This window comes from Alphaproteobacteria bacterium (assembly GCA_041396705.1).
Taxonomy (GTDB): Bacteria; Pseudomonadota; Alphaproteobacteria; order CALKHQ01; family CALKHQ01; genus CALKHQ01.
In genome coordinates this window covers 153,217-165,995 of the sequence record JAWKYB010000005.1, presented here as the reverse complement: position 1 = coordinate 165,995, position 12,779 = coordinate 153,217, and the positions used below count along the sequence as shown (strand labels likewise).

Below are 12,779 nucleotides of genomic sequence, written 5' to 3'. Positions count from 1 at the left end.
ACCTGGTCCCGCAGCGACCGGTCATCGCTGTCCCGCTTATATGATAACGGGCACGGCGGATGCCACCCGTATCTCTTCGGTGGTGACGGTGCAGCGATAGGCCAGCGCCTCGACCCCGGCGGCGCGGGCGCGGGCGAACGCGGTCGCATAGGCCGGATCGATGTCGCCGGCCAGCGCGAAGCGGTCGCAGTCCTCGCGCTGCACGCAATAGACCATGACCGCGCGGGCGCCGGCCGCCACCATCGCCGCCAGCTCGCCCAGGTGCTTGGCCCCACGGGCGGTAACGCAGTCCGGAAACTCCGCCAGCCCGTCCGCCGCGGCATCGTCGCGGCGCAGGTGGACGTTCTTCACCTCCACATAGCAGGGCGGCCGGCCGTCGGCCTCCAGCAGCAGGTCGATGCGCGAGCCGACGCCATAGGGCACCTCGCGCCGGATGCTGTCGTAGCCGGCAAGCGGGGCGATGACCCCGGCGGCGATCGCCTCGGCGACCAGCGCATTCGGCCGGTTGGTGTTGATGCCGACCAGGCCGCCGCCGACCCGCTCCAGCTCCCAGCCATAGGGCAGCTTGCGCTTCGGGCTCGGCGCCGGCGCCAGCCAGATTTCGCCGCCCGGACGCGCCAGGCCCAGCATCGCACCCGGGTTCGGGCAATGCACTGTGGTCTCGCGGCCGTCGGCGAGGGCGACGTCGGCCAGGAAGCGCTTGTAGCGGCGCAGCAGGCGCGCCGGCACCAGGGCGGTGTCGAAGCGCAACGGCCTAGGCGCGCGGCTGGGCGGGGCGGGACTGCATCCGGCCATCTAGCCGGCCGGCAGCCGCTTCGGTCAACCGCCCAGGCAAGCGGGCGTGACGCCAGTCACCCGCCGCCACGATTCCGCCCCGGATGCGCCCCGTCCTGCCACAGTGCCTTGCCATCTGGGGTGCATCGGCAGACAGACAGGGGAGGCCGTCCAATGCCCAGCATGTCCAAGATCGCTACCTACGCCGCCTGGATCGCCGTCGCCGCGATCGCCGCCGCCGCCCGCCCGGCCGCCGCGGACGAGCTGCAGCGCGACCGCGACGCGGCCGAGATCGCCAGCGCCTTCGGCCAGCAGCGCGAGCCGTTCAACGAGGCCTACAGCTTCGCCGACGAGGACGAGGCGCAGCCCGGCGTCGCCGCCGACGCGCCGACCTTCCCGAACGGCACCGACATCGAGGATCTCGACGAGACCCTGCCGGACCAGGGCGACCGGTTCACCGCGGCCGACGACGATGCGGTGCTGCTGATCGGCACCTGGGCCTGGGAAGGCGCCATCGAGGGCGTGCCGGCCAGCATCCAGACCGCGTTCTACGAGGACGGCACCTATGAGAGCTATGCGGTCACGCCGGTGCTGGAGATGTACGAGGTCGGCTACTGGGCGCTGATCGACGGCACGCTGATGACCGAGGTCTACGACTATGCGCCGCGGGTGATCGACACGCCCTATGGCCCGCAGCCGCTGCAGATCGAACCGACCTACCAGACCTGGCTGAGCTTCGTCGACGAGGACACCGTCGAGACCGAGATCGGCCTGTCCTACCGCATCGACTGACGCCCGCTGTCAGGTTGCGCTGCGGAAGCGCCGCCGGGTCCGCCGGCGGCGCTTTCCGTTTCTGCGCCGCCCCGCCGCTTCCGCCTGCTAGAATGGGTCGACCAGTCGCCGAGCGGCGGTCGATCCGGACGGGCCGCGAGGGAGCACAGCGATGTTCGACGGGTTCGCACGGCGGCGCATCGCGGCGCCGGGGGCGGAGATCAACCTGGTCGTCGGCGGCAGCGGCCCGCCGCTGCTGCTGCTGCACGGCTATCCGCAGACCCTGGCCATCTGGCACGCGGTCGCGCCGAAGCTGGCCGAGCGCTTCACCGTGGTGTGCGCCGACCTGCGCGGCTATGGCGACAGCGGCAAGCCGCCGTCCGGCGAGGCCTATGCGAACTACAGCAAGCGGGCGATGGCGGCGGACCAGGTGGCGGCGATGCAGGCGCTCGGCTTCGACCGCTTCGGGCTGGCCGGGCACGATCGCGGCGGGCGCGTCGGCCACCGGCGGGCCGCCGACCACCCGCAACGGGTTTCGCGGCTGTGCATTATCGACATCGCGCCGACGCTGCACATGTACGAGCGCACCACCGAGGCGTTCGCCCGGGCCTACTGGCACTGGTTCTTCCTGATCCTGCCGCCGCCGGAGCCGGAGCGGATGATCGGCGCCGACCCCGAGGCCTATTGGCGGGCGAAGTGCGGCGCCGACCGGCCCGGCGCCCCGTTCGCGCCGGAGGCGCTGGCGGAGTATCTGCGCTGCTTTCGCGATCCGGCGGCGATCCGGGCCAGCTGCGACGACTATCGCGCCGCCGCCGGCATCGACCTCGCGCACGACCGCGCCGACGTCGCCGCCGGCCGCCGGCTGGCCTGCCCGGTCCACGTGCTGTGGGGCGACGACGGGATCATCGGCCGCTGCTTCGACCCGCTCGCCGCCTGGCGCGAACGGGCCGACCGGGTCAGCGGCCGCGCGCTGCCCGGCGGGCACTATCTGCCGGAGGAACGGCCGGAGCTGGTGACGGCGGCGCTGGCCGCCTTTTTCGGGGATGGCTGAGCGCGGGCCGGCTCAGCAGGCCCAGCTGCCCTTCTTCTCGTAGGCGATGGTGACGAACAGCATGTCGACACGGTCGCCGTCGCTGGACAGCGGCATGATCAGGTCTTCCGCCGAATCGTAGTCGCGGTGCGGGCCGACATAGGCGATGCGGCCGGAGGCGGGCAGGCCGCTGGCCGCCACGTCGGCGAGCGCCTGCCAGAACGCGCTGTCCCTGCCCTGGCCCGGCACCTGGCTCAGCCACTGGCCGGTGCGCGGTTCCCACAGGTGGTGGTCGACATTGGTGCCGATCAGCCGATAGCGGAAGTCGACCGGGTCGTGGGCCACATCGATCAGCACGACATGCGGCAGCAGCTCGGGGATCTCGCAGGGATCGAGGTCGGCGCGGGCCGGCATGGCGCGGCCGCCCCGCTTGGTTTCCCAATAGCGCAGCGCGGTCGCGTTGGTGGGATGGGTGGCGCGGATCGTTGTCATGTTGCTCATTGCGACACCTGCTGATGGGTCCTGACACACATGCATCGGCTGCGTGAGCGAGCCCTGCACCGCGACCGGATCCGACATGCATCCTCGTTTCGAAGTCGGCGCGCGCCCTGCGGGCCTGGAGGGGTGCTGAGGCATCCTGCCTGGGCGGGGCGGCGGGTTGTTGCTCGCCGACGATTCATGATGCCCGGTTCTACGTCGGCCGGCTGTGGCAATGATCACATTGCGGCCGCCGCGTGGCGGTCAGGGACGTTCGTCTTCCTTCTTCAGGAAGGCGACCGCGACGAACAGCATGTTCACCGTCGCGTCGTCGTCCGAAAGCGGCATGATGATGTCCTCGGCCCGCTTGTAGTCGCGGTGCGGGCCGACATAGGGGATGCTGCTCGACATCGGCTCGCGGCTGAGGGCGACCGTCTCCAGCGCGTTCCAGAAGACGCTGCCCCGCGACTGGTGCGCGATGGCGCTGACCCACTGGCCGGTGCGCGGTTCGCTCATGTGATAGTCCAGGTGGGTGCCGACCAGCCGGTAGCGGAAGTCCAGCGGGTTCCAGCGCACGTCGAACAGGATCAGGTTCGGCAGCAGCTTCGGGATCTCGCAGGGGTCGAGGTCGCAGCGCGAGGGCATGGCGCGGCCAGCCCGCTTGCCCTGCCAGTAGCTCGGCGGCGACGTTGATCGGATGCATCGGGTGTTCTTGACCGGATTGTTCATTCTGGTTCGAACGATGCAGTGCGTGCCGGGAGCGCCGGTGCCGCGCTCGTGTGGCCGGTGCCACGAACAGCTGTCCCGCCGCGCCGCTGCTGCGCACGTCACGATACCGCTTCCTCCTTCGCAGTGCGTACGGTCACAGCGGCCCCATTCGCGCCCCGATCCCGCCCGCCTTTCGCCCCGGCCAATACCGGGATCTGAACGAGATCGATTGAACGCCTTCGGCGGTCCGCGACCACCAGAGCGATCGCGCACGGCGCAAGACTAAAGGGAATTTGCACGATGTCGTACAATCATTTGTTCTGGCTGTGCCCTGGTTGCCGACCTGCGGCGGACCTGGGACCGCAATCCGATCGACACGCCGGCCCGTCGCGGCGAGAGTGCCCAGTCGGCGTTCGACCGTCTCGGCGTAGCGCAACGCCGCGTGCCGTACCGGGCACTGGGTAGCTGGCGCTGCCGGCGCAGCGCCCGAGCATGCCGGAGTAATCCACCGCACATCGGGCTGCGCCTTGCGGCGGCAGGCCTGCCCGCGCCGCATTGGCGGCGCCGCACGACTGTGGCCTTGTCGTGCGCGGGCGCTGTGGCAGGAGTGCCGGGCCTGCCCAATGCCCCTGGCCGGGAGCCGCTGGGCTGCAGCGCCGATGCTGACCGCCTGGCGCGATGGCGGCCGGATCGGCCCGGCCTGCCGCGGATCGAGATGCAGGACGCGCTGCGGATGGTCTTCGGCCCCAGCTTCGCCGTGCTGTGCCGCGAACTGGTCGGCGCCGTGCCCTTGCAGGGCCACCGACAGCTTGCCTCGTCTATGAATCGGGTTCATGCCGGCTGGCGTGCCATCACGCCAGCCGGATCGAGCATATGGCGCCCATGCAAGAGGCGCCGCTGGGCTATGCGGAGCCGGGGCGCCAGATCCCTGGCGGCATGGCGCGGCCGAACGGGGGGACCTGATCGTTGTCGCCGGACTTCGTGATCATCGACGACCGCTTCGCCGACCTGTTGCTGAAGGACGCGTGGGTGGAACGCGTGTTCACCGGCTCGATCTGGGCGGAGGGGCCGGTCTATTTCCGCAACGGCGACTACGTGCTGTGGAGCGACATCCCCAACAACCGCATGCTGCGCTGGTCGTCCGCCGACGGCGGCAGCGTGTTCCGCGAGCCGTCGAACTTCACCAACGGCCACACCCTCGATCGCCAGGGCCGGCTGGTGTCGTGCGAGCACGGCGGCAGGCGGGTCAGCCGCACATCGAAGGACGGCACCTACGAGGTGCTGGTCGACCGGTTCGAGGGCCGGCGCCTGAACTCGCCCAACGACGTCGTGGTCAAGTCCGACGGCAGCGTCTGGTTCACCGATCCGTCCTACGGAATCCTGTCCGACTGGGAAGGTTTCGCCGGCGAGATGGAATACGGCGCCTGCTACGTGTTCCGCTTCGACCCGGCGGACGGCAGCCTGTCGGTGATCAGCGACCACTTCGCCAAGCCCAACGGCCTGGCCTTCTCCCCCGACGAGCGCATCCTCTACGTCGCCGACACCGAGGCGTCGCACAACCCGGCCGGCCGGCGCGACATCTGGGCGTTCGACGTCACCGCCGACGGCCGCGGCGTCGAGAACGGCCGGCGCTTCGCGGTGTGCGACAGCGGCCTGTTCGACGGCTTCCGTATCGATGTCGAGGGCAATGTCTGGACCAGCGCCGGCGACGGGGTCCATGTCTACACGCCCGAGCCGGAAGCCAAGAAGATCGGCGCCATCCGCATCCCGGAAAGGGCGGTGGCCAATGTGGTCTTTGGCGGACCCGATGGCAACATATTGTATGTTGCTGCTACTACTTCCCTATATAGAGTAGAACTTGGCGTTGCCGGCATCCAACCTTGCTGATCGGCGGCCGACTCATTAAACATTTTCGGCCCGCTTCATTTTTCTATTTGAATCAAACGCCTGTCCCGCTACGCTGACGCGCTGAGGAATAACCGCGAGCCAACGCACGGAATTCGGTGGTTTCATCGAATACGGGGGCCTGCGCTGGCATTCGCGCCCTTTGGAGCAGATGGCCCATGGCCGATCAGGCGTCGCAACCGTCGGAACTCTCCCACTCCGCCCAGTCGGCGCGACCGTCGCAAACAGTCCAGGACGACGCCTCCGGCCCGCAGATCCGTGTCGCCTACGACGCCAACCGCGACGGCTGGCTGGCCAAGCGCGCCTTGCGGCTCAGCGGCGGCGACGTGCCGTCCGGGCCAACGCTGCCACGGCTGCGTCTCGGCGTCCTCGACGGCGGCTTCTGGTTCGCCACCGCCTGCATGGCCTTCACCACGATCTGGCTGATCGCCTGGGTCATCTACATCGACCGCAACATCGGTTTCGGCAACCTGTTCCTGCTGGAACCGTATGAGCTGGCCGGCATCGGCTCCGCCATCCTGCTGGTGCCGCTGACCGCGTGGCTGGTGGTGGTCTATCTCGCCCGCGGCCGCCGGCTGCAGTTCCAGACCGACCTGATCACGCGCCACCTCGCCGAGCTCGAGCACCCGACCGCGGAGGTCAGTGCCGAGGTCGAGGCGATGGCGCGCACGCTGCGCCTGCAGACCGACGAGTTCCGGGCGGTCAGCGAACGCGCGCTGGAGCTGGCGGAAAAGGCGGCGACGCGGTTCCAGTCGCAGCAGTCGACGATCCAGGGGCTGGCCAACGACATCGAGATGCGCACCCGCGCCGTGCTGCAGTCGCTGCAGCGCCAGGCCGACGAGATGCGCCAGGTCAGCATGATCGCCGCCGACAACGTCCGCACGGTGCAGAGCTTGGTCAACGACCAGTCGGAGGGGCTGAACAACCTGGTGCAGGATGCGATGGCCGGCACCGCCTCGGTCTGCTCAGAGCTCGACGCCCGCGCCGATGCGATGCGCGCGGTGGCCGAGCGGGCCGCCGACCAGGCCGGGATGATCGCGTCGACGTTGGACGAGCACATCGACACGCTGAACCGGGCGATGGCCGACGCGCGCGGCGGCGCCGACCGGATCAGCGGCCTGCTGACGCGCGAGACCGAGATGGTGCGCGCCGAGACCGACGGCATCCTGGCCCAGGCCAAGGCGATCGCCCCGATGCTGCGCAAGAGCGGCCGCTACATGAGCACGGCCGGCAAGTCGGCGCTGGCGCGGTTCGAGGCGCTGACCACCGCCGCCGAGGAGAAGCGGGCCGCGCTGCAGGCGGCCGCGGACGGCTATGCGGCGATCGCCGCGGCCACCGCGCGCGATTCGGACAGCAGCGTCGGCGCGCTGCGCTCGGCGGGCCAGGCGATGCAGGTGCAGACCGTCGCGCTCGGCGAGGCGACCGGACGGGCGGAGCAGCGGGTGCGCCGGCTGTCGGAGCGGCTGGCCGACGACATCGACGCGGTCGGCGCCAAATCGGCGGTCGTCGTCGGCGATATCGAGCGCGCCGGCGCGACGCTGGCCGAACACGCTGCCGCGATGGAGCGCTGCCGCGCTGCGGTCAGCGGGTGGACCGGCGACATGGCGGCTGCGCTCGGCGAGCAGCGCGCCGCCCTGGAGAACACCGCGGCGGTTGCCCGCGACCAGGCGGAACAGACGCAGGCGACGCTAGCAGCGGCGGCCGACGGGCTGTCTGCCAGCGTGGCGCGCGTCGGCGCGACGGTTGCCGAGGGCCGCGGCGCCATCGACGGCCAGACCGCCGCGTTCGACACGGCGGCCGACGCATTGCAGAAGGCTGCGGTCGCCGCCGGCGAGACCATCGGCCAGCGCACCGCCAGCCTGGCCGAGCAGGCGGCGGCCACTCTTGCGCGGATGGAAGCCGCGACGACGGCGTTCGGCGAGGCGGAGGGACGGCTGCACGACGGCACCGCCCGTGGCGTGCAGGACCTGGCCGCGGCGCGCTCTGCCGTGGACGACGGCGCCGCAAGCGGGGCGACGGCGCTGGGCACGGTCGAGAAGGCGCTGGTCGCCGCCGGCACGGCGGGCCGCGCCGAGGTGGAGGCGCTGACCCGCACGGCCGAGACCGCAGAAGCCGCGCTGAAGCAGACCGAAGCCTCGGTCCGCGCCGCGGCGGAGCTGTTCGACAGCCGCACCGGCGCACTGATCGCCCAGCTCAATGCCGGCTGCGAGGCGCTCGACCAGCAGGCCAAGGGGCTGGCCGCGCTGATGCACGAGGGCGAGCGCAGCGCCAAGGCGACCAGCGAGGGCTGGCAGGCGGCGACGCAGGTGATCCTCGATACGGCCGGCGCTGCCGATCGCAAGCTGAAGGACAGCGCTGAATCGCTTGCCGGCGTCGCGGCCGATGCCGGCCAGCGGCTGGCCGAAGCGGACGCGGCGATCGACGAGAGCGCGCGCGCGCTCGCCGGCCAGGCGCAGCGCGCCGGCGACGCCCTCGACCTCGCCGCGGCGAAGGTCGACGAGCAGGGCAGGGCGCTGGCAGCGGCCGCGAGCGAGGCGGAACGCAAGCTGGGGGACAGCGGCCGGGCACTGGATGCGCGCGCCGACGCTCTCGCCGCCCGGGCGGAAGCGCTCGGCCGGTCGCAGGAGGCGCTGGACGCGTCCGCCGAGGCGACCGCGGCCCGCATCGGCACGATGATCGAAGGCCTGCGCCGCGACATCGCCGATGCCGGCGACAGCCTGAACCGGATCGCCGGCGTGGCGGGCGGCGACATGGCGCGGCACGCCTCGGCGCTCGGCGACCATGTCGGCGCCATCGATGCGACGCTGGCGGCGCTGGCCCGGCGCGCGGAAACCGCCACCGCCGCGCAGGGCGAGGCGCTGCACGCCCATGTCGCCGAGACCGAGCGGCGGCTGTCGGCCACCATCGACGTGATTGCCGGCCGGGTCGAGGCGATGGCGGCGGCGCTGAGCGACACCACCGGCCAGGCCGGACGCGCGGTGGCCGAGTCCGCCAACGAGGCCTCCCTGAAGGTCGGTGCGGCCGCACTGAAGATGACCACCGCGCTGGAAACCGCCGACAAGGCCGTCGACGCGCTGACCGGGCGCAGCGAACAGCGGGTGACCGCGCTGGCCAAGGATCTGGCCGCGCACATGGCCGACACGGATCGGGCCGTCGACGAGCTGGCCGGCCGTTCGGAGCAACGGTCGGCGACGCTGTCCGCCAGGCTGACGGCGCATGTGGCCGGCGCCGACAAGGCAGTCGACGACATCGGCGCCGAGGCGACGCGCAAGATGGCGCAGCTGTCCGACCGGCTGCTGGCGCAGGCCGGCGAGGCCGACAGGGCCGTCGACGAACTGGCCGACCGGACCGAACGGCGGACCGCGGCGCTGGCGGCGAAGCTGTCCGCCCAGGCGGCCGAAACCGATCGGGCGGTCGCTGCGCTGATCGCCGAGAGCGAAGGGCGGGTAAGCGCGCTGGGCGAGCGGCTGACGGCCCAGGCCGCCAAGGCCGACGCTGCGCTGCGCACGGCGGGCGAGAATCTGGCGAGCGACATGGACCGGATGCTGTCGGCGACGCGCGACCGGTCCGCCGCCGCGGCGGAGGCCATGCGCCGCGCCGGCGAGGGTGCGGCCGCGCTCGCCGCCGCCGGGCTGGCCGAGGTGGAGACCGGCGGCAAGGCGATGGAAGCGCAGCTTGCCGAGGTGGTCGAGCGGTTGACCGGCCGGATCGCCGCGCTGACGGCGGCCGTGGACGAGTCCGCGACCGCGTCGTCGACGGCGATCGCCGGCAACCTGGAACGCACGCGCGCGGAACTGAAGGCCGCGGTCGAAGGTGCGGCCCGCGAGATAGAGACCGTCGAGGAGGCGATGGCCGGGCTGACCGAGCGCTCAGGGCGCCGGCTCGACGGCGTGATCGACGCGCTGGCCAGGCATTCCGACCAGACCGAGGCCGCGATGCGGACGGCGGCCGAGCAGGCGCACGCCCAGCTGCGCGCTATGGCCGGCGAGACCGAGTCCCGGGTCGGCGCGGCCGCCGGCACCGCCCGCGCGACCATCGGCGAGGCCGAGCGCGCGCTGGCCCAGCTGCACGAGAGCGAGGGCCGCCGCATCGAGGAGACCGGCGGGCGCCTGCGCCGCAGCCTGGACGAGGCGCGCGCCCATGCGTCCGGCGTCGCCGATACCGCGGTCGAGGCGATCGAAAAGGCGATGGCGGCCCTGACCGAACGCAACCGCAAGGCGCTGGAGGCCGCGATGGCCGAGCTGGCGGCGCGTTCCGGCGATGCCGATGCCGCGCTGCGCGAGGCGGCGCAGCAGGCGAACACGCAACTGCGCGAACTGGCCGCCGCGACCCGCACGCAGATCGCCGACACCGCGACGGCGGCGCAGGCGACCATCGGCGAGGCCCGGCGCGCGCTGGGCGACCTGCACGAGACCGAGGCCCGCCGCATCGACGAGGCCCGCGCGAATCTGCGCCGCGGCCTGGACGAGGCGCGGTCGCAGGCCACCGGCGTGGCCGACGCCGCCGTGCACGAGATCGAACGGGCGATGGCGACGCTGCGCGCCCAGGTGGACGACACCGCCCGCGCGGCCGGCTCGGCCGGCGGCGCGGCAGCCGAGGCGGTCGGCCGGTCGGCGCAGGCGCTGCTCGAACAGGTCGCGGCGATCCGCAAGGCCGGCGACCAGGCGCGCGACAGCATCGACAGGGTCGCCGCGACGGTCGACGAGGCCGCGGGCCGGCTCGGCACCGCCGGCGACGGTGCCGCCGATGCGCTGGGCCGGTCGGGCGCGGCGCTGGCGCGTGAGACCGCGGCGGCCACCGAAGCGGCGGCGGCCCTGTCGGCGCGGCTCGAGGAGGCCGCCGGCAAGGTCGCGGCGCAGGTCGCCATGGTCGGCAGCGGGACCGACCGTGCGGCCGACCAGGCCGGCAAGGCCGAGGTGGCGCTGCGCGACCACGCCCGCTCGCTGGCCATGCTGGCGGACGAGTTCCGCGGCCGCATCACCGCGCTGGAAAGCCAGCTGGTCGAGGTGACCCGGCGCGGCGGCGCCCTCACCGACACGCTGGCCGAGCGGATCGACCTTGCCACCGGCCGTCTGATCGCGCGGCAGGAGGAACTGAGCGGCAGCGCGAAGACGGCGCAGGACGGCATCGACAAGGCCGGCGCGGCGGTGGCGTCGCGGGCCAGCGACCTGTCCGGCGTGTTCGTCGCGGCGCGCGAGGCGCTGGAGGCGGCCGGCGAACGGCTGACGAAGGCGGGCGAGGACGCACATCGTGCCGGCGATCGGGTCACCGGCGCGCTCGAACGGGCCGGCACGGCGGCGGAGGCGCAGACCGCGCGCCTTTCCGGCGCCGAGCGGACCGCGACGAAACGGCTGACTGCGCTGGCCGAGGGCCTGGAAAAGCAGGTCGCAGCCATCGCGCGGACCCAGGCCGAGGTCGAGGCGGCGCTGCTGGGCGCGGCCAGCGTCACCGAGCAGCGGCTGGCCGGCCTGCGCGAGGGCCTGTCCGAGACCGCCGGGCGCACCGCAGAGGCCGGACAGGCGTTGGCGGCGCAGCGCGGCGACCTGGCTCGGACCACCGACGAGGTGGTGGCGCGGACCAGCCAGGCCATCGCCAGCTTCCGCACCGAGGCGGACTCGCTGTCGGCGCTGGCGCGCGACACGCGCGCCGCGATCGGCCAACTGCAGGACCTGATCAAGCGGGCCGAGGGCGACAGCCTGATGCGCGACAGCGCCTTCATCATCGAGCGGCTGGAAAGCTCGGCGGTCGACATCGGCCAGGCGCTGAACCCGAACCTGGGCGACGACGTCTGGCAGCGCTACCATCGCGGCGACAAGGGCATCTTCGCGCGCAAGCTGGTGGCCGGCCGCGACGGCAGGCTGTTCACCGACGTCAAGTCGCGCTACGAGCGCGACGGCGAGTTCCGCGACCACGTCTCGCGCTACCTGACCCAGTTCGAATCGCTGATGGCGCAGTCGGTGCGCAGCGGACTCAACGACGTGCTGAGCCCGACCTTCCTCAGCTCCGACGTCGGCCGGCTCTATGTCGTGCTGGCGCGCGCGGTGGGGCGGCTGCCGCACTGAGCCGGACGCCTTTGTCACGGCGGCGGGCGACGGATAGTCTGCGCGCAAGGACCGCCGTGGGCGGCCGCAGCGGGATCGCGATGCCGTGAGACCAGACGCCGACCAGATCGCCCGCTTCCACCGCGACGGCTTCGTCATCCTCGACCGCTTCCTGCCGCCGGATACCGTCGCGGCCGCGGCGGCGCGCTTCGAGCCGCTGTTCCGCGGCGTTTTCGCGACCGGGCTCTATCCGGACGAATGGAACTGGCGCGAGGACCGCGATCCGCCCGACCGCACCCGGCAGATCTGCAACGGCTGGAAGAGCGACCCGGTGGTGGCGTCGGTGGTGCTGAGCGCGGCGGTCGGCGAGCTCTGCGCCCGGCTGGCCGGCTGGCCCGGCGCGCGCATCGGCCAGGACAACGTGCTGTGGAAGCCGCCGGGCGCGCGGGCGCTCGGCTTTCACCAGGACGACAGCTATTGCCTGTGGGTGACGCCGCCCCACTACATGACCTGCTGGATTGCGCTCGACGACACCGCCGCCGCGGGCGGCACCCTGGAGTATGTGCCGGGTTCGCACCGCTGGGGCCGCTCGCCGCCGATCCGCCAGTTCCATGCGCCGGACGACTACCGCGAGGACCTCGCCGCTGCGGCGCGGGCGATCGGCGAGACGCCGCGCTTCGTGCCGGTGGAGGTGCCGGCCGGCGGCTGCGCGGTGCATGCCGGCGCCACCTGGCACGGGTCCGGGCCGAATCGCGGCGACCGGCCGCGCCGCGCGCTGGTCGCGCATTGCCTGTCGTCCGAGGCGCGGTTTCACCCGACCGAGGTCAGCTACATCTACAGCCGCTACCGGCGCCGCGGCAGCCTGGAGATGGACGAGGACTTCTTCCCGATCCTGTGGCGCGCGGACGGCTATCGCACCGCCTGGCTCGACGCGGGCTGAACGCCGTCGACGGCGGCGGGCGCGGCCGGACGGTGGAACCGGCCCGGCCCGCCGGGATTGTTCCCGTCGCGGCGGCGCTTCGGCTGCCGCGCCATTGCCCTTAGAGTGACCGCGCCACTCGCGTCCTCAGCCA

General features: G+C 72.5%; 8 protein-coding genes. 5 read left to right on the top strand and 3 right to left on the bottom strand.

Annotation, left to right across the window (positions count from 1 at the left end):
* Positions 1–36: 36 nt before the first annotated feature.
* Entirely contained in the window at positions 37–750 is a 714-nt protein-coding gene (gene sfsA / locus R3F55_08580) for a DNA/RNA nuclease SfsA (protein MEZ5667472.1), read from the bottom strand.
* A 198-nt stretch (positions 751–948) separates the two neighbouring features.
* On the opposite strand from sfsA, the gene R3F55_08575 reads away from it, so the two are divergent.
* Both R3F55_08575 and R3F55_08570 read left to right on the top strand, forming a co-directional pair.
* A complete protein-coding gene (locus R3F55_08575; GenBank protein ID MEZ5667471.1) occupies positions 949–1,566 on the top strand; it encodes a hypothetical protein in 618 nt (205 codons plus the stop codon).
* Positions 1,567–1,717: 151 nt separating this feature from the next.
* Positions 1,718–2,596: an alpha/beta hydrolase gene (locus R3F55_08570; GenBank protein ID MEZ5667470.1), complete on the top strand. Its 879-nt coding sequence runs from the start codon at positions 1,718–1,720 to the stop codon at positions 2,594–2,596.
* Between the two features lie 12 nt (positions 2,597–2,608).
* Here R3F55_08570 and R3F55_08565 read toward each other — a convergent pair whose 3' ends face one another.
* Together R3F55_08565 and R3F55_08560 are read right to left on the bottom strand one after the other, a co-directional pair.
* Entirely contained in the window at positions 2,609–3,076 is a 468-nt protein-coding gene (locus R3F55_08565; GenBank protein ID MEZ5667469.1) for a PAS domain-containing protein, read from the bottom strand.
* 240 nt (positions 3,077–3,316) lie between these two features.
* Positions 3,317–3,781, bottom strand: coding sequence for a PAS domain-containing protein (locus R3F55_08560; protein MEZ5667468.1), 465 nt, complete (start codon positions 3,779–3,781; stop codon positions 3,317–3,319).
* 945 nt (positions 3,782–4,726) lie between these two features.
* Between R3F55_08560 and R3F55_08555 the strand changes: the two genes are divergently transcribed.
* From R3F55_08555 to R3F55_08545, 3 genes are all read left to right on the top strand, one after another.
* Positions 4,727–5,647, top strand: coding sequence for an SMP-30/gluconolactonase/LRE family protein (locus tag R3F55_08555; protein ID MEZ5667467.1), 921 nt, complete (start codon positions 4,727–4,729; stop codon positions 5,645–5,647).
* A gap of 176 nt (positions 5,648–5,823) precedes the next feature.
* A complete protein-coding gene (locus R3F55_08550) occupies positions 5,824–11,727 on the top strand; it encodes a hypothetical protein (GenBank protein ID MEZ5667466.1) in 5,904 nt (1,967 codons plus the stop codon).
* Positions 11,728–11,812: 85 nt separating this feature from the next.
* Positions 11,813–12,646, top strand: a complete 834-nt coding sequence (locus R3F55_08545) for a phytanoyl-CoA dioxygenase family protein (protein ID MEZ5667465.1) — start codon at positions 11,813–11,815, stop codon at positions 12,644–12,646.
* The last annotated feature ends 133 nt before the right edge of the window (positions 12,647–12,779 follow it).

Bases quoted from the DNA above. Each gene is read 5' to 3' on its own strand.
- R3F55_08550 (MEZ5667466.1), top strand. From the start codon at position 5,824: ATGGCCGATCAGGCGTCGCAACCGTCGGAACTCTCCCACTCCGCCCAG.
- R3F55_08565 (MEZ5667469.1), bottom strand. From the start codon at position 3,076: ATGAGCAACATGACAACGATCCGCGCCACCCATCCCACCAACGCGACC.
- R3F55_08560 (MEZ5667468.1), bottom strand. From the start codon at position 3,781: ATGAACAATCCGGTCAAGAACACCCGATGCATCCGATCAACGTCGCCG.
- R3F55_08570 (MEZ5667470.1), top strand. From the start codon at position 1,718: ATGTTCGACGGGTTCGCACGGCGGCGCATCGCGGCGCCGGGGGCGGAG.
- R3F55_08575 (MEZ5667471.1), top strand. From the start codon at position 949: ATGCCCAGCATGTCCAAGATCGCTACCTACGCCGCCTGGATCGCCGTC.